The sequence below is a fragment of the Mesorhizobium sp. ISC25 genome (genome assembly GCF_042295465.1).
Taxonomy (GTDB): Bacteria; Pseudomonadota; Alphaproteobacteria; order Rhizobiales; family Rhizobiaceae; genus Mesorhizobium.
Genome location: NZ_CP135441.1, coordinates 4,640,179 through 4,660,364, shown reverse-complemented (window position 1 = coordinate 4,660,364; position 20,186 = coordinate 4,640,179). Strand labels below are relative to the sequence as shown.

At 64.0% G+C, this 20,186-nt stretch carries 19 protein-coding genes; 5 read left to right on the top strand and 14 right to left on the bottom strand.

The window, feature by feature from the left end; translation table 11 throughout:
• Nucleotides 1-17: 17 nt before the first annotated feature.
• Nucleotides 18-731, bottom strand: a complete 714-nt coding sequence (locus RQ479_RS23075) for a FadR/GntR family transcriptional regulator (protein ID WP_352669398.1) — start codon at nucleotides 729-731, stop codon at nucleotides 18-20.
• A 100-nt stretch (nucleotides 732-831) separates the two neighbouring features.
• Here RQ479_RS23075 and RQ479_RS23070 point away from each other — a divergent pair, with 100 nt between their 5' ends.
• The 3 genes from RQ479_RS23070 (at nucleotide 832) to RQ479_RS23060 (ending at nucleotide 3,735) form a co-directional block, all read left to right on the top strand.
• A complete protein-coding gene (locus RQ479_RS23070) occupies nucleotides 832-1,803 on the top strand; it encodes a Gfo/Idh/MocA family protein (protein WP_376702755.1) in 972 nt (323 codons plus the stop codon).
• Nucleotides 1,800-2,795 carry a Gfo/Idh/MocA family protein gene (locus RQ479_RS23065; protein WP_376702754.1) on the top strand — a complete coding sequence of 332 codons (996 nt, stop codon included), beginning with the start codon at nucleotides 1,800-1,802 and terminating at the stop codon, nucleotides 2,793-2,795. The genes RQ479_RS23070 and RQ479_RS23065 overlap by 4 nt, the downstream gene beginning before the upstream one ends.
• A gap of 61 nt (nucleotides 2,796-2,856) precedes the next feature.
• Nucleotides 2,857-3,735: a dihydrodipicolinate synthase family protein gene (locus RQ479_RS23060; protein ID WP_376706002.1), complete on the top strand. Its 879-nt coding sequence runs from the start codon at nucleotides 2,857-2,859 to the stop codon at nucleotides 3,733-3,735.
• Nucleotides 3,736-3,769: 34 nt separating this feature from the next.
• Here the strand turns inward: RQ479_RS23060 and RQ479_RS23055 are convergent, their stop codons facing one another.
• Together RQ479_RS23055 and RQ479_RS23050 are read right to left on the bottom strand one after the other, a co-directional pair.
• Entirely contained in the window at nucleotides 3,770-4,717 is a 948-nt protein-coding gene (locus RQ479_RS23055) for an LLM class flavin-dependent oxidoreductase (protein ID WP_376702753.1), read from the bottom strand.
• A gap of 130 nt (nucleotides 4,718-4,847) precedes the next feature.
• Nucleotides 4,848-5,003 (bottom strand): hypothetical protein, encoded by a 156-nt coding sequence (locus RQ479_RS23050; protein WP_023678176.1) that lies wholly within the window; start codon nucleotides 5,001-5,003, stop codon nucleotides 4,848-4,850.
• Nucleotides 5,004-5,268: 265 nt separating this feature from the next.
• On the opposite strand from RQ479_RS23050, the gene RQ479_RS23045 reads away from it, so the two are divergent.
• Entirely contained in the window at nucleotides 5,269-6,036 is a 768-nt protein-coding gene (locus tag RQ479_RS23045) for an SDR family NAD(P)-dependent oxidoreductase (protein WP_376702752.1), read from the top strand.
• Nucleotides 6,037-6,049: 13 nt separating this feature from the next.
• Here the strand turns inward: RQ479_RS23045 and RQ479_RS23040 are convergent, their stop codons facing one another.
• The 10 genes from RQ479_RS23040 to RQ479_RS22995 form a co-directional block, all read right to left on the bottom strand.
• Nucleotides 6,050-6,994: an ABC transporter permease gene (locus RQ479_RS23040; RefSeq protein WP_023721348.1), complete on the bottom strand. Its 945-nt coding sequence runs from the start codon at nucleotides 6,992-6,994 to the stop codon at nucleotides 6,050-6,052.
• Entirely contained in the window at nucleotides 6,991-8,046 is a 1,056-nt protein-coding gene (locus RQ479_RS23035; RefSeq protein ID WP_292657219.1) for an ABC transporter permease, read from the bottom strand. Before RQ479_RS23035 ends, RQ479_RS23040 begins: the two co-directional genes overlap by 4 nt.
• Nucleotides 8,046-9,536 (bottom strand): ABC transporter ATP-binding protein, encoded by a 1,491-nt coding sequence (locus RQ479_RS23030; RefSeq protein ID WP_376706001.1) that lies wholly within the window; start codon nucleotides 9,534-9,536, stop codon nucleotides 8,046-8,048. Before RQ479_RS23030 ends, RQ479_RS23035 begins: the two co-directional genes overlap by 1 nt.
• A 274-nt stretch (nucleotides 9,537-9,810) precedes the next feature.
• Nucleotides 9,811-10,842, bottom strand: a complete 1,032-nt coding sequence (locus tag RQ479_RS23025) for a BMP family protein (RefSeq protein ID WP_376702751.1) — start codon at nucleotides 10,840-10,842, stop codon at nucleotides 9,811-9,813.
• A gap of 152 nt (nucleotides 10,843-10,994) precedes the next feature.
• Nucleotides 10,995-12,200 (bottom strand): 3-oxoadipyl-CoA thiolase, encoded by a 1,206-nt coding sequence (gene pcaF / locus RQ479_RS23020; protein WP_376702750.1) that lies wholly within the window; start codon nucleotides 12,198-12,200, stop codon nucleotides 10,995-10,997.
• A gap of 144 nt (nucleotides 12,201-12,344) precedes the next feature.
• Nucleotides 12,345-13,106: an SDR family NAD(P)-dependent oxidoreductase gene (locus RQ479_RS23015; protein WP_376702749.1), complete on the bottom strand. Its 762-nt coding sequence runs from the start codon at nucleotides 13,104-13,106 to the stop codon at nucleotides 12,345-12,347.
• A 12-nt stretch (nucleotides 13,107-13,118) separates the two neighbouring features.
• Nucleotides 13,119-13,931: an ABC transporter permease gene (locus tag RQ479_RS23010; RefSeq protein WP_352517498.1), complete on the bottom strand. Its 813-nt coding sequence runs from the start codon at nucleotides 13,929-13,931 to the stop codon at nucleotides 13,119-13,121.
• The gene (locus tag RQ479_RS23005; protein ID WP_376702748.1) at nucleotides 13,931-14,794 is read right to left on the bottom strand and encodes an ABC transporter permease; all 864 of its coding nucleotides are present in this window, start codon (nucleotides 14,792-14,794) and stop codon (nucleotides 13,931-13,933) included. Before RQ479_RS23005 ends, RQ479_RS23010 begins: the two co-directional genes overlap by 1 nt.
• Nucleotides 14,795-14,871: 77 nt before the next feature.
• The gene (locus RQ479_RS23000; RefSeq protein ID WP_376702747.1) at nucleotides 14,872-16,035 is read right to left on the bottom strand and encodes a PotD/PotF family extracellular solute-binding protein; all 1,164 of its coding nucleotides are present in this window, start codon (nucleotides 16,033-16,035) and stop codon (nucleotides 14,872-14,874) included.
• Nucleotides 16,016-17,146 (bottom strand): ABC transporter ATP-binding protein, encoded by a 1,131-nt coding sequence (locus RQ479_RS22995; protein ID WP_376702746.1) that lies wholly within the window; start codon nucleotides 17,144-17,146, stop codon nucleotides 16,016-16,018. Before RQ479_RS22995 ends, RQ479_RS23000 begins: the two co-directional genes overlap by 20 nt.
• 114 nt (nucleotides 17,147-17,260) lie before the next feature.
• Here RQ479_RS22995 and RQ479_RS22990 point away from each other — a divergent pair, with 114 nt between their 5' ends.
• Complete coding sequence (locus tag RQ479_RS22990) at nucleotides 17,261-18,073, top strand: LuxR C-terminal-related transcriptional regulator (protein WP_376702745.1); 813 nt, start codon at nucleotides 17,261-17,263, stop codon at nucleotides 18,071-18,073.
• Nucleotides 18,074-18,080: 7 nt separating this feature from the next.
• Here the strand turns inward: RQ479_RS22990 and RQ479_RS22985 are convergent, their stop codons facing one another.
• Nucleotides 18,081-20,150 (bottom strand): 3-hydroxyacyl-CoA dehydrogenase NAD-binding domain-containing protein, encoded by a 2,070-nt coding sequence (locus RQ479_RS22985; RefSeq protein ID WP_376702744.1) that lies wholly within the window; start codon nucleotides 20,148-20,150, stop codon nucleotides 18,081-18,083.
• Nucleotides 20,151-20,186: the final 36 nt, after the last annotated feature.

The window sequence follows — 20,186 nt, the reverse complement described above, 5'->3', positions numbered from 1 at the left end:
CATAGTCAGGTTGTTCTTCAGCTTGCTCGGTTTTTGGCGATAACCTGCTGGATTCCCCGGTAATGGTCGTCGAGCCGCCCACGCGCCTGGTCGACATCCTTGGCGGCGACAGCCTCGACGATCTCGTGATGGTCGCGCCATGTCGCCAGCGGCGTCGGATTGTCGAGATTGGTGAAATTCGAGGCCTTGTTGAACGCTATCCAGAAGATGTCGATCAGCGCGCTCAGCATGTGATTGTTCTGGCAGCGGAACAGCAGCTGATGGAATTGCTGGTCCTCTTCGGCGAAGCTCTCATGGCGCTCGGCACGTTGCCGCATGCGCTCGGTCAACTGGCGCAGCGCCTCGATGTCCTCGGCACTGATCATCTCGATCGTCTTGGCGATGAGGCCGGTTTCCAGCACGCGGCGGATTTCGCGCAGCTCTTCGACATCACGCAGCGAATCCTGCAAACCGTATGCCAGGTTATCCAGCAGCGGCTTGAATGAGAACTCCTTGACGAACACGCCGATGCCGCGCCGCGTCTCCAAGATGCCGATCGATTCCAGCGCCTTGATGGCTTCCCGCACGGAGTTGCGGCCGACGCCGAGCCGCTGCGCCAGGAATGTCTCCGGCGGCAAGGGATCGCCGGCCTTGAGCTGGTTGCTTTCGATATAGGCCCTGAGGCTTTCCTGCACGGTGACGTGAAGGAGCGGCGGTCTGCTCAACGGTTCGATCGACTTCAGTTCCGCCATCCCACTGCTTTCATCATCCGCCGGATTAGCCTGCCCGCCGCTTGTCGTATAGCTACTTGTAGGATATCCTGCAAGCCCATAACAAACCTGCTGCCTCCGAATGAAGATTGCCCTCGCCGGCTCGAGCCACTGGCACGCCGAAATGCACCTCGACGCCGCACGCTTTTACGGTGCGGAGATCGCCGGTATCTGGGACGAGGATCTTGGCCAAGCGCATGCGTTCGCCGCGCACCACGACCTGCCGTTTATCGAAGATTTCGCGGAGATACTCTCCAGCCCGCCGGATGTGATCCTGTTGATGGGGCACCCTTCGATGGTGCCGGCGCGGGCACGCGCGATCATCGCGGCAGGGATACCGCTGATCCTGGAGAAGCCGGCGGCCAGCCATACGATAGAACTGATGGCGCTGCGCGAGCTTGCCAGGCAGCAGCAGGCTTTTGTCGCTGTTCCCCTGCCCAACCGTTTCGGGCCGGCCGTTGCCGGCTTTGAACGGCTGCGCCGGCAAGGTCGCGCCGGCCCGATGGCGCATTGCCAGTTCCGGCTGGTCAATGGCCCGCCGCAACGCTACATCGCCGACGGTGTCGCCTGGGTCGTCGACCCGGCGGTTGGTGGCGGCGGTGCGTTGAGGAATCTCGGCATACACGGTGTCGACGCGGCACTCAGCCTCGCAACCGGCAAGCTCGGCCTGAAAAGCGTTTCGATGGCGAACCGCATCCATCCCGGCCCGGTCGAGGACCATGCGCTGCTGGTGCTGGAAGACGAAGCCGGAGCGTTGTTCATCGTCGAGGCCGGCTACACCTTTGCTTCGATGCGCCCTGGCGGTGACTTCGAGTGGCGCATCGTCAGTGCCAATGCGACCCTGGTCGATCATGGCGACCATGCCATCTGCGCAACGCTCGACGATGCGGCAATCGTCGACTTGCCGGTCGAGCTGCCGGCAACGCGCTATCGTCTGTTCATGCGCGATACGCTTGACCGGCTGGCGAGAAACGCGCCTCCGTCCGCGTCCATCGAGGATTATGTTGCGGCGATGTCGCTGATCGACGCCGCTTATCAAAAGGCAGGACCATGATTGGAATAGGAATTATCGGCGCTGGCGATTTCGGCGCAGCCCATGCGCGGGCAATCCGTGAGGTTGGCGGCATTCGTCTCGTCGCCGCCTCTCGTGGAAATGCCGACGCGCTGCGGCAATTCACCGCCGAGCATGGCGGCCGCGGCTACGCGGACTGGCGAAGGCTGCTGGACGACAAGGAGGTCGACGCGGTCCTCATTGCCAGCCCGCATCACCTCCATGCCGAAATGGCCATCGGCGCGGCAAAGGCCGGCAAGCACATCCTGCTCGAAAAGCCGATGGCACCGACGGTGGCCGCCTGCGATGCGATCAACGCCGCCGTGGCCGAGAGCGGCGTCAAGCTGATGGTCGCCCATCTCATGCATTTCGCCCTGCCCTGCATTGCTGCCAGGCAAATTCTGGAGGAAGGCGAACTCGGCCGGCCGCTCACCGGATCGAGCTGGATCATCAAGCTGTGGATGGAGCACAATCGCCGCGACTGGCATCTGCGCAAGGCGACCGGCGGCGGCATGCTGTTGACTGCCGGCATCCACGCGCTCGACCGCCTCGTCTGGCTGATGGATGACGATGTTGTGTCGGTGAGCGGCATGCTCGGCGCCAAGTTCCATGACCAGGAAGCAGACGACAGCGCCCTGCTTGGATTGCGTTTCGCCGGCGGCGGCATCGGCCAGGTGCAGAGCGTCGGCTATCGCACCGGCGCTACCACCTACGCCATGGATCTGGTCTGCGAGCAGGGAACGCTGCGCATCGACATGGACCGAGGCACGATGCTTGGCCGCGATACGGTCTGGACCGAGTTGCCCGGTTCCTTTGAGCCGAACTGGATGCATAACGCGCTGGTGCGCGAATGGAGCGCAATGCGCGATGCCATCGCCGACGACACGCCGGTGCCGGTCGACGGCGCTTATGGGCGCAAGATGATCGCCATCATCGAGGCTGCCTTTGCCTCGAACGAAACCCGCCGCGAACGCGAGATCGCCGGTGCACGCTGATCTTAACGACCACCTAGCCCGCTTGCCCGCACACGCACCGCGCGGCGTCTGGGGTGCGGTGATGCTGGCCATCGACGATCGCGGAGCGATCGACTGGCAGGCGACGGAAGAGACGATCGCCCGGCTCTGCGCCTCAGGCGTCGACGGCGTCTATTCCAATGGCACGGCCTGCGAATTCCATTGCCAGACCGAGCCCGAATTCGACCGGCTTTGTGAGTTGGTCGCAACCATAGCCGGCCGCGCGCGCCTTCCTTTCCAGATCGGCATCAGCCAGTCCAATCCGCGCGTCGCGCTGGAGCGGCTGACGCGGGTGGCAGCACTTCGCCCGGCGGCGGTGCAGTTCACCTTGCCCGACTGGTGGCCGCCCAGCGACGACGAGGTCATGCGCTTTGCCGGCGGCCTCTGCGAGGCTGCGCCCGAAACGCCGCTGGTGCTCTACAATCCGCCGCACGCCAAGCGTCGCCTGACGCTCGACGGCATCGCCAGGCTGCGTGCGACCGTACCATCGCTGGTCGGCGCCAAGCTGCCGGGCGGCGACGCCGGCTGGTATGCCGATATGCGCCGCAAACTGGACGGATTTTCCGTCTTCGTCCCCGGCCATACGCTGGCAACGGGCTATGCTGGAGGGGCTCACGGCAGCTATTCCAACGTTGCCTGCCTCACCCCGAAGGGCGCGGTGATGTGGTGGCGGATGATCCGTACCGATATGGTCGCCGCTGCCGAGGTCGAGGCCCGCATACAGGCCTTCCTCGCCGCACATGTCCTACCGTTTCGCACCCGTTACAATGTCAGCGATGCGGCACTCGACAAGGCGATGGCGGCGGCCGGCGGCTGGGCGCCGCTCGGCCCGCGACTGCTCTGGCCTTACAGCTCCGTTCCCGATCAGGAAATCCCGACACTGGCCAGGGCCGCTCACGCGGCTTTCCCGGAATGGTGGTAGACCCGTCACCAAGGCGCGGGACGACCGAGGCTCTTCAGCAGCCGGCGCGTGCGCCCTGTGTCGCGCGTGACGCAAACGCCCCCGGCTGAGGGACATCGGCCTCGCGCCGCGCCAGCGAATTGCGCAGCAGTGCGATCGTTTCGCGGGCGGCGAACGCGATCTCGCGCGGCCTGTCGACGCCGACGATCATGAACTCCTTGATCCCCAAAGCGGCGTAGGAAAGCAGCGACAGCGCGACCTGCGCCGGCGGCCCGGCAAGTTCGACCGCCTTCTGGCAGGAAGCGGCAGGTTTGTCTTCCAAACGGATTCGGACGGGAAGCGCGAAACGCAGCTTGCCGGCCCGGCCGTGTTCGGCGGCGGCGCCGCGTACGCGCTCCATTGACTGGCGGATTTCTGCAAGCGAGCCCGGCGCCAGCTCGAACACGTCCGCATGCCTGCCCGCGACCCTGAGCGCGGTGCCCGACTGCCCGCCCATGCGGATGGTCACATCGGCACCATGCGGCCCCTTGCGCGGCACATAGCCGCCTTTGATGCTGTAAAAGGTGCCTTCATGGTCGAACGGCATGTCGTTCGACCACAACCGCTTCAGCAGCACCAGATATTCGTCGATGCGCTGCCAGACCACCGTATGGCCGGCCGGACGTGCCTCGGCATCGTCGTCGCTCAGCGGCTCGCTGAGCATCCTGAGCGACAGCCGGCCACCGCTTCTCGCGTCGAGGGCAGCGAGCTGCCGCGCCGCCACGGTTGGTTCGATCACGCCTGCCCAATGCGTCAGAACGACTTCCAGCGACGAGGTGCGGTCCAGCGTCTGGGCGGCAAGGTCCATATTGGTCAGCAGCCCGGCCTGGTCGTCGATGACGATCCTCTGGAATCCGGCATCCTCGATCAGTGACAGCTTCGTCGCGGTCTCGACAAAGTCATAGAAAAAGCTGGCGTCGGCAGCGTGGATCTTACCGGGAACATGCGTGAACTCGATCGGCATTGCCATCTCCTCCATCCCGTTGGAATCAGGGCGCGCAAAAGCGCACCGGCACTCGGTTCATCAACTCCGGAATTTCTGCAAACGGCAGGCCGCTATCCCGAGGAAGCCTCGATGATCAGAGCCTTGACAATCAGGGGATCAGCCCCAGTACCACTGCCCCGGTGAATACAAACGCAAGGGCAAAGACGAGATAGGCGAAAGCGCCGGCGTAGGCCGGCCGCCACACCTGGTCGGAACCCAGCCTTTGGCCTTTGCGGGCAGTCTGAGCGTTCTGGCTATAGGACATATCGACCTCCGTCTCGGCGCTTAATCTATAAAATCAGTAGACTTTGTCGAGTGCTATTTTCGGGCGATTCTTAGAACAATTTTCTCCAAACGGCGGACAACTTAGTGCTTTTACTGCCTAGCGCTGCCTTTTGAGGCACGCCGGGGTGACGGCAGAAAATGTCAGGTCCACGTGTCTGGCTCCTTGGCGATCCAATGGACGAAGGATAGCATCGCTGCTTCAGCGGAAAGCCGGGACGTCACGGCAAGGCAGCAGGGAGCAAAAGATGGGCACAAGACTGGCCGGCAAGGTCGCCATCATTTCGGGCGGCGCGACGGGCATGGGCGGTGCGGCCTCGGAGCTTTTCGCGGCCGAGGGCGCCAAGGTGGCGATCATCGACCGCAACGGCGAAGCGGCTGCCGCCACCTCAGCGGCAATCAGGGAACGCGGCCATGTCGCCGAGCACTGGGTCGCCGACGTATCGGATGAGGCGCAGGTCGAAGCGGCGGTGAAGGGCGCGACGGAAAAATTCGGCCCGGTCACGGTTCTGTTCAACCACGCCGGCACCATCGTCATCAAACCCTTCCTGGAGACCACGCTGCAGGAATGGGACTGGCTGCATGCCGTCAATGTGCGTTCGATGTTCCTGATGACGCGCGCCGTGCTGCCCGGCATGATCGCCGCCGGCGGCGGTTCCATCGTCTGCACCTCGTCGATCTCGGCGGTGGCGGCAACGCCGATGGAGGTGCTTTACGACACTACCAAGGGTGCCTGCCACATGTTCGCGCGTGCCATTGCCGTCGAATTCCGCGACCGCAACATCCGCTGCAACGCGGTCTGTCCAGGCTTCATCAGGACACCGCATGGCCTGCGCGAGGTCGCCGATCTCGACAAACTCGGCGTCGATGTCTCCGACGCGGCAATGGCGGCGCAACAAGGACGGATCGGCGAGCCGGAAGAGGTCGCGAAGGCAGGCCTGTTCCTGGCCAGCGACGAGGCCAGCTTCGTCAACGGCGCCCATCTGTTCGTCGACAACGGCTTCACCGCGATGTGAAGGCGAAGCGCCGCTACCGCTCTTCGCGCCGGAACGGCTTGAGCAGCGCCGACGGGGCTACCGCATTGCGCGACATCACCGCCATGGCGACGATGGTGAAGATGAACGGCAGCATCAGGAACGCCTCGTAAGGAATGTGTCCGAGCCCACTCGCTTGCATGCGCAATTGCAAGGCGTCGACGAAGGCAAACAGCAGTGCCGCGCCTGCCGATCGCCACGGATCCCAGCGACCGAAAACGACGAGCGCGATTGCCACCCAGCCACGCCCCGAAACCACGCCGAAGGTGAACGCGTTGAACTGCGCCATCGACAGGAAGGCACCGGCCAGCCCCATCAAGGCACCGCCGAGGATCACCGCCTGGAAGCGCGTAGCGATGACGCTGACGCCGGCCGAATCAGCGGCGCGCGGGTTTTCACCGACCATGCGGACCGACAGGCCCCATGGCGTGCGGTAGAGCACGAAGGCGGCCAGGGGAATAGACAGCATCGCCATGTAGACCAGCGAAAACTGGTTGAACACCGCCGGCCCAAGCACCGGAATGCCGGACAGGATCGGGATCGGCAGCGTCTCGAACCCCTTGATGTTCGGTGGCACCGATTGCTGGCCGAAGATCAGCCGGTAGAGGAAGTAGGCAAGGCCCGACGAGAACAGCGTCACGCCGATGCCGCAGACATGCTGGCTGAGGCCGAGCGCCACCGTGAACAGCGCGTGCACGGCGCCCATCAGCGCCCCGGTCAGCACCGCCGCAAGCACGCCGAGCCAAAGGCTGCCGCTGAGGCTCGCCGCGGTGAAGCCGGTCATCGCCGACAACAGCATGATGCCTTCGATGCCGAGATTGAGCACGCCGGCGCGCTCGGAAAACATTTCGCCCAGCGTCGCGAAGGCAAGCGGCGTGGCGATGCGGATGATCGCGGCCAGGAAGCCGACCTGGAAGATTTGCTCCAGTACCACGCTCATTTGGCTGTTCCCACGCGGCGGATGCGATAGGCGGTGAACAGCAACGCCACCAGCATGGCGAGCAGCGCAGTTCCCTGGATGACTTCGCTGAGGAAGGCCGGGACGCCGGTTGCCCGCGACATCGCCTCGGCGCCGGTCATGACGGCGGCAAGGAAGATCGCCGCCGGCACCACGCCAAGTGGATTGAGTCTCGCCAGCATGGCGACGACGATGCCGGAATAGCCATAGCCCGGCGAGATGTCGCTCATCACCTGGAAATGCACGCCGCCGACCTCGCCGACACCGGCAAGGCCGGCCAATGCGCCGGACAGCAGCGCCGTCGAAATCAGCACCCGCTCGACATTGATTCCACCATAGCGCGCGGCCTCGGGGTTCTCGCCGGTGACCCTGATGCGAAAGCCGAGCGTCGTACGCGCGACCACGAACCAGATCAGGGGTGCTGCGACCAGCGCCGCGACGACGCCGAGATGCAGCCGCGTGCCTTCGAGCAGCACCGGAAAATTGGCCGTATCCTCGATCGGCGGCGAGATCGGGTAGCCGCTGAAACTATCCTTCCATGGTCCCTCGATCAGCGCCATCAGTGCGTAGAAAATGACCGAATTGAGCAGCAGTGAGCTGACCACGTCATCGACCCTGAATTTCACCCGCAGTGTGGCGGGGATCAGGGCGACGGCCGCGCCGGCGGCGGCGCCCGCCAGCGCCATCAGCAACATGGCGAGCGGCCCCGGCATCGGGATTGCACCGACCGCACAGCTCGCCACCGCACCGGCCAGCAATTGCCCTTCGGCGCCGATGTTCCAGAATTTGGCGCGGAAAGCGACCGCCACGGCAAGCCCGGTGAAGATCATCGGGGTGGCACGCACCAGCGTTTCGGTGACGGCGTAGCTGTCGCCCAACGACGCCGAAAACATCACGCCATAAGCCTCGACGACGCCGGCGCCGGCCAGTGCGATAAGGCCGCTGCACAGGATGAGCGTCGCGCCGATGGCGAGCAGCGGCAGCGCCAGATTGAACCAGGCGGGCGTTGAGGTGCGGGCCTCGAGACGGAACATCAAGCCTTTCCCTCCGCCCCGGTCATCATCAACCCGAGTCTGGCAACGCTGGCATCGGCGCTGTCCAGCGTGCCGACGATGCGGCCCTCATACATCACCGCGATACGATCCGAGAGCATCAGCAACTCTTCCAGATCCTCGCCGATGACGATGATGCCGCAGCCCTTGGCGCGCATATCGAGGAATTTTTCGTGGATGAAGCGCGCGGCGCCGATATCGAGGCCGCGTGTCGGCTGCGAAACGACCAGCACTTTCGGATCGAAGGCGAGTTCGCGCGCCAGAAGCGCCTTTTGCAGATTGCCGCCGGAAAGCGCCCCGGCGCGCGTCATCGGCCCGGGGCAGCGTATGTCATAGGCCTTGATCTGTGCTTCAGCGAAGGTGCGGATCGCATCCTGTCTGAGCAGGCCGTTGCGGCTGAACGCCTCGGTGCCGATGCGCGGCAGCACCATCGAATCGGCAAGCGGCAGATTGGTGACCAGCCCGGTCGTCATGCGATCTTCCGGGATGCGGCCGAGGCCGAGCGCCTGCACTGCGCGCGGCGAGAACCGCGAAACCGTTTTGCCGGCTATCGTCATCTGTCCCGCATCGGGCGCTCGCACGCCGGAGATAACCTCGGCAAGCGCGCGCTGGCCATTGCCGGAGACGCCGGCGATGCCAAGGATCTCGCCGCCGCGAACCGCCAGCGAAATATCGCGCAGCGGCATACCGGAATGCTGCGATGTCGAGATGCCGTCGAGCGTCAGCACCACCGCACCCGGTGTCGACGGGCCCCTGGCCGGCGGCACGATCTCGTGGCCGCACATCAGCCGCGCCATCTCCGAAGACGTCGTGCTTGCCGGCGCATCGACGCGGCCGGCAACGCGCCCATGCCTGAGCACGACGCAGCGATGCGTCAGCGCCCGCACCTCGTTGAGCTTGTGCGAGATGAAGATGATGCCGAGCCCTTGTGCCGCCATCGAGCGCAGCGCCGAAAACAGCCCGTCGACCTCGGTTGGCGCCAGCACCGCCGTCGGCTCGTCGAGGATCAGCAGCCTTGCGCCGCGAAACAGTGCCTTGACGATTTCGAGCCGCTGTTGCTCGCCGACCGCCAGCGCCGAGACGGGGAGATCCGGGTCGAGCGTCAGCCCATGCTGCCGACCGATCTCGGCGAGCCGTGCCAGCCCGCCGGCGCGGTCGATCCGGCCCGATCTGCCGGGAATGCCGATCAAAAGGTTCTCCAGCACCGAAAGCCGCGATGCGAGATGAAAATGCTGGTGCACCATGCCGATGCCGGCGGCAAGCGCATCGGCCGAACTGTTGATCGTCACCGGCCGGCCCTGCACCAGGATCTCGCCGGCATCGGGCGCATAGGCACCGAACAGCACATTCATCAGCGTCGTCTTGCCGGCACCGTTTTCGCCGAGCAGCCCGAGGATTTCACCCGGCGCGACGCTGAGATCGACGGCTTCGTTCGCCTTGACGGCGCCAAAGCTCTTGGAGATGCCGCGCATTTCGATGAGAGGGGCAGGCGTTGACAAGGGTGCTCCCGATCGGAATTGGCTTTGCGATTCAGCTTTGATCGACGGGAATGCGCTGCACCCCCCTCTGGCCTGCCGGCCATCTCCCCCTCAAGGGGGGAGATCGGATGTCACTTCGGCTTTCGCAAATCGTCAGCGCTGAAGAAGAGGTGCTGTCGGCGAAGCTGCTAATCTCCCCCCTTGAGGGGGAGATGGCCGGCAGGCCAGAGGGGGGTGCGACAAGCGCCAGACCCCCAAAAGACAGCGCTCAGTCCGAGACCGGCGTATTCTCATCCACGTCGACGCGGAAATTGCCATCGAGGATCTCGGCCTTCTTCTTCTCGACCAGTTCCTTGACCTCGGCCGGCAGCGTCTTGTCGAATTTGTGGTAGGGCGCGAGGTAGGAGCCGCCCTTGGCCATGCGCGAGAAATCGCCGTAATCCTGCGCCGTGAAGACGCCGGCCTTGACCAGCTTGATCGCCTGCTCGACGGTCGGATACATATCCCAGACCGGCCCGGTGATCACCGTGTCGGGGCCGAGGCTCGACTGGTCCGACATGTTGGAGATGGCGAGGATCTTCTTCTCCGCCGCCGCTTCGATGACGCCGAAGCGCTCGGCATAGATGACGTCGACGCCGGCGTCGATCTGGGCGACGGCCGCTTCCTTTGCCTTCGGCGGATCGAAGAACGAGCCGATGAAGGCGACCTTCTTCTTGATGTTGGGATTGACCTCCCTGGCGCCGGCAAAGAAGGCGTTGACCAGCCGGTTCACTTCCGGAATGCCCATCGCCGCGACGGCGCCGATCGTGCCCGATTTCGACATCTTTCCGGCGATCATCCCGGACAGATAGGCCGGCTCGTGGATCCAGTTGTCAAAAACGCCGAAATTCGGCTCGGCCGGCCCGGCGCCGGAGCCGAACAGGAAGGCGGTTTTCGGAAACTGCTTGGCGGTCCTGCGCGATTCGCGCTCGGCGGCGAAGGCATCGCCCAGCACCAGCTCATAGCCGCCCTGCGCATATTCGCGCATGACACGGCTGAAATCGGCGGTCTGCACCTTCTCCGACCATTTGTATTCGATCCCGAGTTCCTTCTCGGCCTTCTGCAGGGCGACGTGGATCTGGTTGTCCCACGGCTCCTCGATCGGCGTGGCGAAGATCGCCGCCACTTTCAGCTTCTTGGTCTTGGCAAAGGCGCTGCCCGGCAGTATCGCCGCCGCCAAGCCGAGCGCGCCCAGCTCCAGTACGTTGCGTCGCGAAAGCCCTTGGCGTTTCGATTGGATTCTGCTCTTCCCGTTGTCCATTGCATGCCCCTCTGATTGGCGCCGTGTCGAGCCGGCTGTCTTCTCTGGAATATCGGCGAAGGAACTATGGAGCGGTGCCCGGCTTTTGTCCACATGGTCAAATTTGAGTGGGCGGAACGCGCCATTAAATGGCCCGGCAAACCCACGCTTGCTCACAATCTCTCGAGCGCCACCGCAATGCCTTGGCCGACACCGATGCACATGGTCGCGAGGCCGTAGCGGCCGCCGCGTTCGCGCAGTTCCAATGCCGCCGTGCCGGTGATGCGCGCGCCGGACATGCCGAGCGGATGGCCGAGCGCGATGGCGCCGCCATTCGGGTTGACGTGCTCCGCATCCTCGGCAATGCCGAGCTGGCGCAGCACGGCGATGCCTTGCGAGGCGAAGGCCTCGTTGAGCTCGATGACATCGAATTGCTGCGGCTTTAGACCCAGCCGGGCACACAGCTTCTGCGTAGCCGGCACCGGACCGATGCCCATGATGCGCGGCGCCACGCCGGCGGTGGCACCGCCGAGGATGCGGGCGATCGGCGTCAGTCCGTATCTCCTCGCTGCCGCTTCCGAGGCAACGATCAGCGCCGCCGCGCCGTCATTGACGCCCGATGCGTTGCCGGCGGTGACGGTGCCGCCTTGCCGGAACGGCGTCGGCAACTTGGCCAACGCTTCGATCGACGTGCCCCCGCGGGGATGCTCATCTCTGTCGACAACGACCGGATCGCCCTTGCGCTGCGCGATCGTCACCGGCGTGATTTCCTTTGCCAGACGGCCATTGGCTTGCGCGGCTACGGCCTTGTCCTGGCTGCGCACGGCAAACGCATCCTGGTCGGCGCGAGAGACAGCGAACTCTTCCGCCACGTTCTCGCCGGTCTCCGGCATCGAATCGACGCCGTATTGCTTCTTCATCAGCGGATTGATGAAGCGCCAGCCGATCGTCGTGTCGTGGATTTCGGCGTTGCGCGAAAAGGCGGTCTCCGCCTTCGGCAGCACGAACGGTGCGCGCGACATCGATTCGACGCCGCCTGATATCATCAAATCCGCCTCGCCGGCCTTGATGGCGCGGGCAGCAATCATCACTGCATCCATGCCCGAACCGCAGAGACGATTGACGGTCGAGCCGGAAACCTCCTTGGGCAGGCCGGCCAGCAACAGCGCCATGCGCGCGACATTGCGATTGTCCTCGCCGGCCTGATTGGCGCAGCCATAGACGACATCGTCGAGGGCAGCCCAGTCGATGCCTGGATTGCGCTCGACGAGCGCCCTTAGAGGGATCGCGCCGAGATCGTCGGCACGGACCGCCGACAACGACCCACCAAAGCGTCCGATCGGCGTGCGGATGTAGTCGCAGATATAGGCCTCGGCCATTATGCAGCCTTCCCTTTTGCGCTGACGATTTCTGCTCGCGGCCCAGCCATGTTGGCCGCATTCTCCTTGAGACGAAAGCACATCTCGCCGCCGGCCGTTAGGCCAAGAGCATATCTTCCGCTCCTACATGCGGGGAGCGGCGGATCAGCCGATGCTTTCGCCGCCGTCGATCACCAGCGCCTGGCCGGTCATGAAGGACGAGCGGTCGGAGACGAGGAACAGGATCGCTTCGGCGATTTCCTCCGCGCTGGCCCAGCGCTGCATGGGAATCTTGGTGCGGACATAGTTCTCGATCGCCGCCCGCCCGCCCATCTGCGTGATGAACGGCTCGTTGAAGGGCGTATCGACCCAGCCAGGGCAGAGCGCGTTGATGCGGACATTGTGTTTGGCATAGTCGAGCGACATCTGCCGTGTCATCGCCACCACTGCATGTTTTGACGTTGCGTAGGCGATCATTTCGCGGTCGTAGAACACACCCGAATTCGAGGCGGTATTCAGGATCACCCCGCCGCCTTGCGCGATCATCGACGGCATGACCAGCCTGGCCGCGAGGAACTGCGCCCGCACATTGATCCGCCAGGAGGCGTCCATGCCGTCGGCGCCGACTTCGGTCAGCGCGCCGCCGACCTGGATCCCGGCATGATTGTGCAGGATGTCGATCCGCCGATGCCGGCTCAGCGTTCCTGCAATGAGCTGCTCGACCGCCGCGTCGTCGCCGACATCGGTGGCGACGGCCTCGGCCCGACCGCCGGCCGCACGAATGTCGGAAGCGGTTGCTTCCCCCGCCGCCTGGTCCCTGTCGGCGATCACCACCAGCGCGCCTTCCCTGGCCATCATCATCGCGCCGGCACGCCCGATCCCCGACCCGGCACCCGTCACCACGGCGATGCGATCTCTCAGAATCATGTTTTTTATCTTTCAGTGTGATGGTTTTCGTTGCCGCAGTTGCCATTGGGCAAGCACCACGAGCAGAACGGAGGCGACAAGCACGATCGTCGCGATGGCATTGATCTCCGGCGTGACCCCGCGCCGGATCGAGGCAAAGACATAGATCGGCAATGTCGTCTGTGCGCCGGCGACGAAGAAAGCGACGATGAAATCGTCGAAGGAGAATGTGAAGGCGAGCAGGAAGCCGGCGATCACCGCCGGCATGATCTGCGGCAACACGATGCTGCGGAACGTCGTCAGCGGGGTGGCATAAAGGTCGCTCGAGGCCTCGACCAGGTTGCGGTCGAGGCTGCCGAGGCGCGTGCCGACAATCATCGCCACCAGCGCCATCGAAAACAGCCCGTGCGCGGCGATGATCGAGCCATAGCCAAGCGCCAGGCGCGGTGGCTGGTCGTTCGGCCACAGCGAAGCGACAAACGGGTTGACGAGCCCAAACAGCTGGACCAGCGCGACCAGTGTCGAGATGCCGATGACCACGCCCGGAACGACGATCGCAGCCCCCAGGAGGGCATCGAAGACGGCTCGTGTTCGGGCGCCAACACGCGCCAGGCCAAGCGCCGCCGCCGTGCCGCAGAGTGCCGCCAGCAAGGCGCTGGTCGTGGCGATGAACAGGCTGTTCTTCAGCGCTTCGACCAGGAAAGGGTTTGCCAGTGCCTTGCCGTACCACTGCACCGAGAAGCCGGTGAACTCGCTGGCGTGGTGGCCGGCGTTGAACGAGAACAGCACCACCAGCGCGATCGGCAGGTAGAGAAAGGCGAAGACCGCAACGACGAATGCACGCATCAGATCAGGTCCACCCGGCGGGCACCCGAAAGCCGGGTCGAAATGCGGTTCGCGGCAAGCAGCACGACCACGGAAACCGCTACAAGCGTGATGGCGATCGCCGATCCGAATGGCCAGTTGCGCGATTGCAGGAACAGATCCACCAGCGCGTTGCCGATGAAGAAGACCTTGCCGCCGCCGAGTAGCGTCGGGATCAGATATTCGCCGAGCAACAGGATCATGACCAGCGAGAAGCCGGTCATCACACCTGGCAGCGACAGCCGCAGCGTCACGCCGAGGAATGTCGAGATCGGCGTCGCGCCGAGATCGGCGGAGGCCTCCAGCAGCCGGCGATCGAGCCGCTCGAGGCTGACATAGATCGGCAGGATCATCAGCGGCAGATAACCATAGACGATGCCGAGCAGAACCGCTCCCGGCGTGTTGATCAGCCGCACGTCCTCCATCCCGACATAGGCCAGCAGAGCTGGGACGCCGCGCCCGCCAAGCACATACATCCAGGCATAGGTTCGCATCAGCAGGCTGGTCCAGAACGGGATGACGACAAGCGCCAGCAGGATCAGCCGCCACCGTTCCTGTGCGCGCAAAGCGAGGTAATAGGCGACCGGATAGGCAACGAGAAGACAGGCCAGTGCGCCCGCCGGCGCCAGCACCATGGTGTTCCAGAAGGCGGTCGCTCGCGCCGGAAGATTGGCATACTGCGCCAAGGTGAAAGCGGCCTGATAGCCGCCTTCCGGCGCCCGATCGCCGACGCTGAAAACGGCGATCGCGACGAACGGCAAAACTAGAAACACCAACAGCCACGCGATCGCTGGACCGAGCAGCAGGGCGGTCAGGAGATTGTGACGAAGGACATTGCTGCGCATTGAAAAAACCGACCCGGTGCCGGCGGACATCTGTCCGCCGGGGGAGTTGCCTGCATCGAGCCTGTGGCCCGCCCGGTTCAAGCCGACTTGAAGCGTGCCATCAATTCGGCCCGGCCCGGATCGGTTAAGGTCGCGGCTGCACCGAATTCGAGTGGCTTCAGCAGTTCCGCCGCCGGATAGAGGATCGGATTGTCCAGCACCTCCTTGGGCAGCAGCGCATTGACCCGCGCATCGGTGGAAGGCGCGCCGTTGGCCAGGTGCTCCTTGACCGCGACTTTCGGGTTCATCAAATAGTTGAGCAAGGCATAACCGGCAGGCTTGTTCGGCGCATCCTTGGGGATTGCGTAGAAGTCGGTCCAGATCTCGCCGCCTTCCTTGCCAAGCACATAGGCGATTTCGGGGATGTCGCGGTGGAGCTGCGCCCCGTCATTGGTCCAGCACATCGTCATCCAGGCGTCGCCGGCACGCATCGACGGCTGGTAGTCGCTGGAGACCGCGAACAGATGCGGCTTGACCTTCAGCAGCAATTCCTCCGCCTTGGCGAGTTCGTCCGGCTTCAGCGAGTTGAACGAGAAGCCGAAATATTTCAGCGCGTTGCCGATCGTTGTCAGCTGGTAATCATGAACCATGGTCCGGCCGTCGCCCTCCGCCATGGCCGTGTCCCAGAATTCCTTCCAGCTCGTCATCGGCTTGGTCAGTTTCTTGGTGTTGACGGCAAAGCCGGTGGTGCCCCAATTCTTCGGCACAGCGTAGGTCACGCCGTCGATGGTGCCTTCCCCAGTGAAACGCGGGTCTTCTTGCGAGCCGTCATAATTGGCAAGCTTGGCCATATCCAGCGCTTCGATGATGCCAAGCTTCTTGTAAGTCGAGATCGTGTAGTTGGTCGGAACGAAAAGGCTCCAGCCAGAGGCGCCGGCCTGCAGCTTGGCCAGCATCTCCTCGTTTGACCCGAACACGTTGACCTCGATGGCAACACCGGTCTCGGCCTTGAAATTCTCGAACGTCGCCGGGTCGTGATAATTGGGCCAGGTGGCAATCGACATGCGGTCGCCAAGCCCCTCCTGGGCGAAGGCTGGCGACGGCATGATGCCGAGTTCACGGGCCATTACCGCGGCAGCGAGACCAAGCCCGGTGAGGCCAAGGAACTCGCGGCGGCCGATGGAACCGCGCTTGAGGCGCATCAACTGGTCGACGAATTTTTCAGGGCTTATCGGCAGTCCGTCACGATACGATTTCGACATTTTTGTTTTCCCTCTGGTTGGTCCCGTTATTCTCCGGAAACGCCAGCGGCGTTCCGGCTGCAAAGCCGACGGCGACGGGTTCACCCGGCTTGAAGAGATTTCCACCGCCGACCAGATGATCGGCCTTTGCGAGCAGTGTCCCGATACCCTGGACCTCGATTGCATATTCCGCGGTCGAACCGAGAAAGATCCGGTTGCGGACAAGGCCGTCCAGCCGGCCGCTTCCGGGCGCGCCGAGGCTTAGCGATTCAGGACGCAGGCTGACCGAAACGGCTTCACCCTGAGCTAGCGGAGTCCGCTTGCGCGCTGCAATGACAGTGCCGTCGGCAAGCGCCACCTCGACGAGCTTGCCCGAGAGCCCGACGACCTTGCCGCTCAAGAGATTGGTCTTGCCGACGAAGTCGGCGACGAAGAGGTCGGCGGGTTCGTCATAGATTTCGCTCGGCTGCCCAAGCTGGACGATGCGCCCGCCATTCATGACGCAGACGAAATCGCTCATCGACAGTGCCTCTTCCTGATCGTGGGTGACCAGGACGAAGGTGATGCCGATCTCGCGCTGCAGGTTCTGCAGCTCTATCTGCATGTCGGTGCGCAGCTTCTTGTCGAGCGCCGCCAGGGGCTCGTCGAGCAGCAGCACCGCCGGCTTGTTGACCAGCGCCCGCGCCAGGGCGACACGCTGCTGCTGGCCGCCGGAAAGCTCATGGATCTTGCGGCGCCCATATCCGGCAAGCCGCACCATGGCGAGCGCCTCGCCTGTCTTCCGGCTGATCTCCCGCGACGACAGGCGCGGCCGTGCCTGGCGGAGGCCATAGGCGACGTTGTCCTCCACATCCAGATGCGGAAACAACGCATATTGCTGGAACACCATGTTGACCGGCCGCCGATAGGGCGGCGTGCCGGCCATGTCGTGGCCACGGATGAATACCGCACCTTCGCTTGGCTGTTCGAAGCCACCGATCATGCGCAAACAGGTTGTCTTGCCGCAGCCGGACGGCCCGAGCAAGGCGACAAAGGCAGACGGCGGGATGGCAAGATCGATGCCGCTGACCGCGATCACGCTGTCGTAGCGTTTGGTGACCCCGCGAAACTCGATGTCGGGCACTGCGGTCAAAGCTGCGGGCTCCAGCGGCTAGTTGATCTCGAAACGCTATCAGAGCCAATGGCGGCTAGTATATACCTCCCAGGTGGTATATTTCGTCTATTTTCTCGTCTGGAGGGGTATGAATTGGGCGTTTCGCGCAGCGATGAATACAGCCGGCTCGCTGCGCTCATCGCTGCGACGCGGGAGACGAGCGGCGAGCTTTTCGGCAAGGCAATGGTCGCCTGGCTCCGGCAGCATGTCAGCTTCGATCATTGCGTGATCTTCGGCTATCGCGGCGCCTTACGCCCGCCGCTGCTGTTCGAGACATTCTCGCCGGCCGAAAGCCACGTCTTCGTCGCGCTCTATCAGGAAGGGCCTTATCTGCTCGACCCGTTCCACCATGCGGCAGTCGAGCGCAAGGAAGGCTTTTGGCGCATGCGCGAATTGGCGCCGGATCGCTTCTATGCCAGCGAATATTACCGCTCCTATTACAGCCAGACCAGGCTTGCGGAGGAGGTCGGCTTTTTCGTGCCGCTGCCGGGAAAGGACGCGCTGGTGGTCTCGCTGATGCGATTGCGCGCTTCGGGACCTTTCGGAACCGCCGATGCGAGGTTGCTGCGCGACATGGCGCCTGCGGTGATCAACCTCATCAGGCTGCGCTGGCATGATCTTCCGGCCGACAAACCGGCAGAGACGAAGCAGGACGAAACGATTGCTCCGGTCAGCGAGTTCGAACGTGCTCACATCTGGAAGAGCCTTTCGCTCACGCCGCGCGAACAGCATGTCGTCGATCTGGTGCTTCAGGGCCATTCCACGGAATCGATTGCCAGGGCGATGCGCATCGTGCCGGGAACCGTAAAAGTCCATCGCCGCAACATTTACCGCAAGCTCAAGATCAAATCGCAGGCCGGCCTGTTCGCACGTTTCGTCGAGATCATGGACGCGCGGATTCGGTAGTCCAAGTTCAGCCGGCAGCGCCGTCCCAGGAACCGGTTTCGGCCATCTGCCTGAGCAGAGGTGCCACCCGAAAGACGTCCTTGCCGGTCTGCTGGTGCCAGTGATCCAGCCGCCGGATGATCTTGTCCACGCCTTCGAGGCTTGCCCAGAACATCGGTCCGCCCTTGCCGACCGGGAAGCCGTAGCCGTTGACCCAGACGACATCGATATCGGAGGCACGGGCGGCGATTCCCTCCTCGAGGATTTTCGCCCCCTCGTTGATCATCGGATAGAGCGTGCGTTCGATGATCTCCTTAGTGCCGATGGTGCGCGGCGCGATGCCGTTCCCGGCAGCCTTGTCGCGGATCAGCGCCTCGACCTCGGGATTGAGCAGCGGCGTGCGTGAACTGTCTTCATAGCGGTAGAAGCCGCTGCCGGTCTTCTGGCCGAAATGCCCCTGCTCGCAGAGCGTGTCTGCGATGTCAGCCGTCTGGCCGCGCGCCTTGCGGTTGCGCCAGCCTATGTCGAGGCCGGCGAGGTCGACCATCTGGAACGGCCCCATCGGCCAGCCGAAATCGGTGAACGCTTGGTCGACCTGGCGCGGCGTTGCGCCCTCGAGCAGAAGAGGCTCCAGTTCCGAACCCCGCGCCGCCAGCATGCGGTTGCCGACGAAGCCGTGGCAGACGCCGACGACGACCGGCACCTTGCCGATCCGCCGGGCCAGGTCGGCGATGGTTGCCAGCACGTCGGGCGAAGTCTTGTCGGCGCGGACGATTTCCAAAAGCTTCATGACGTTAGCCGGCGAAAAGAAATGCATGCCGAGGAGATCTTGCGGCCGCGAGGTCGAAGCGGCGATTTCGTTGACGTCGAGATAGGAGGTGTTGGTGGCGAGGATCGCGCCCGGTTTGGCTACGGCATCCAGCCTGCCGAATACCTCCTTCTTGACCGCCATCTCCTCGAACACGGCCTCGACGATCAGGTCGCAATCGGTAAGATCGGCATAGTCGGTGGAACCCTTGAACAGGGCAAGCCGCTGGCGCTTAGCGTCTTCGCTCAGCGAGCCGCGCATAGCGGAAACGGCATAATTCTTGTCGATCGTCGTCAGTCCGCGTTGCAATGCTTCCTGCGTTGTTTCCAGCAAGGTTACGGGAAGACCGCCATTGGCGAACGCCATGGCGATGCCGCCGCCCATCGTGCCGGCGCCGATGACGCCGACCCGGGCGATCTTGCGCCTGACGACGTCCTTGCCGGCAATCTTTGCCGCCTGGCGTTCAGCGAAGAACAAATGCCGCTGCGCGCGTGATTGGTCACCGGCGACAAGCTTGACGAACAGGTCACGCTCCGCCGCCAGCGCTTCGTCGAAGGGCAGCGTGAGGGCGTTGCGGACCGACTGCGCACAGGCGATCGGCGCCTCGAGACCGCGTGCTTTTTTGGAAAGCGCTGCCGCCTGCTTGTCGAAAGCCGGCAAGTTGGCCTGGTCGAGGCGATCATTGCGGTCGCGCACCGGCGTAAACGGACCGCCTTTGGCGACCATGTCGGCCGCAATACTCACCGCTTGCGCGATCAGGTCGCCATCGAAGACGGCATCCACCAGGCCGTCGGCGAGCGCCTCGGCCGCAACGATCGGCGTTCCCGAAACGATCATGCTGAGCGCCTTCAGCGGACCGACGAGACGCGGCAGGCGGACCGTGCCGCCACCGCCCGGCAGCAGGCCGAGCTTGACTTCCGGCAGGCCGAGCTTGGCGCCGGTATCGGCTACGCGGAAATGGCAACCAAGCGCCAGCTCCAGGCCGCCGCCGAGCGCGGTGCCGTGAATGGCGGCGACCGTCGGCTTGGCGATGGTTTCCAGCATGGCGACCAGGGCGCGCAGGTCCGGTTGCCGCACCGGCTTGCCGAACTCGGTGATGTCGGCGCCGGCCACGAAGGTCCGGCCAGCGCAGGTGATGGCGATTGCCGCCACCGAAGGCTCGTCGCGCAGCGAGACAAGCGCCTGCATCAGCAGCTCGCGCACATGGAAGCTCAGCGCGTTGACCGGCGGATTGTCGATGGTTACGACCGCGACGCCGTTGTTGTTGCCGATGCTGACGGAACTGGACAAGCGGAATCCTCCAAAGAGCCGATGGTTTGACCGCGG

Bases quoted from the DNA above. Each gene is read 5' to 3' on its own strand.
- RQ479_RS23075 (WP_352669398.1), bottom strand. From the start codon at position 731: ATGGCGGAACTGAAGTCGATCGAACCGTTGAGCAGACCGCCGCTCCTT.
- RQ479_RS23070 (WP_376702755.1), top strand. From the start codon at position 832: ATGAAGATTGCCCTCGCCGGCTCGAGCCACTGGCACGCCGAAATGCAC.
- RQ479_RS23065 (WP_376702754.1), top strand. From the start codon at position 1,800: ATGATTGGAATAGGAATTATCGGCGCTGGCGATTTCGGCGCAGCCCAT.
- RQ479_RS23060 (WP_376706002.1), top strand. From the start codon at position 2,857: ATGCTGGCCATCGACGATCGCGGAGCGATCGACTGGCAGGCGACGGAA.
- RQ479_RS23055 (WP_376702753.1), bottom strand. From the start codon at position 4,717: ATGCCGATCGAGTTCACGCATGTTCCCGGTAAGATCCACGCTGCCGAC.
- RQ479_RS23050 (WP_023678176.1), bottom strand. From the start codon at position 5,003: ATGTCCTATAGCCAGAACGCTCAGACTGCCCGCAAAGGCCAAAGGCTG.
- RQ479_RS23045 (WP_376702752.1), top strand. From the start codon at position 5,269: ATGGGCACAAGACTGGCCGGCAAGGTCGCCATCATTTCGGGCGGCGCG.
- RQ479_RS23040 (WP_023721348.1), bottom strand. From the start codon at position 6,994: ATGAGCGTGGTACTGGAGCAAATCTTCCAGGTCGGCTTCCTGGCCGCG.
- RQ479_RS23035 (WP_292657219.1), bottom strand. From the start codon at position 8,046: ATGTTCCGTCTCGAGGCCCGCACCTCAACGCCCGCCTGGTTCAATCTG.
- RQ479_RS23030 (WP_376706001.1), bottom strand. From the start codon at position 9,536: ATGCGCGGCATCTCCAAGAGCTTTGGCGCCGTCAAGGCGAACGAAGCC.
- RQ479_RS23025 (WP_376702751.1), bottom strand. From the start codon at position 10,842: ATGGACAACGGGAAGAGCAGAATCCAATCGAAACGCCAAGGGCTTTCG.
- pcaF (WP_376702750.1), bottom strand. From the start codon at position 12,200: ATGGCCGAGGCCTATATCTGCGACTACATCCGCACGCCGATCGGACGC.
- RQ479_RS23015 (WP_376702749.1), bottom strand. From the start codon at position 13,106: ATGATTCTGAGAGATCGCATCGCCGTGGTGACGGGTGCCGGGTCGGGG.
- RQ479_RS23010 (WP_352517498.1), bottom strand. From the start codon at position 13,931: ATGCGTGCATTCGTCGTTGCGGTCTTCGCCTTTCTCTACCTGCCGATC.
- RQ479_RS23005 (WP_376702748.1), bottom strand. From the start codon at position 14,794: ATGCGCAGCAATGTCCTTCGTCACAATCTCCTGACCGCCCTGCTGCTC.
- RQ479_RS23000 (WP_376702747.1), bottom strand. From the start codon at position 16,035: ATGTCGAAATCGTATCGTGACGGACTGCCGATAAGCCCTGAAAAATTC.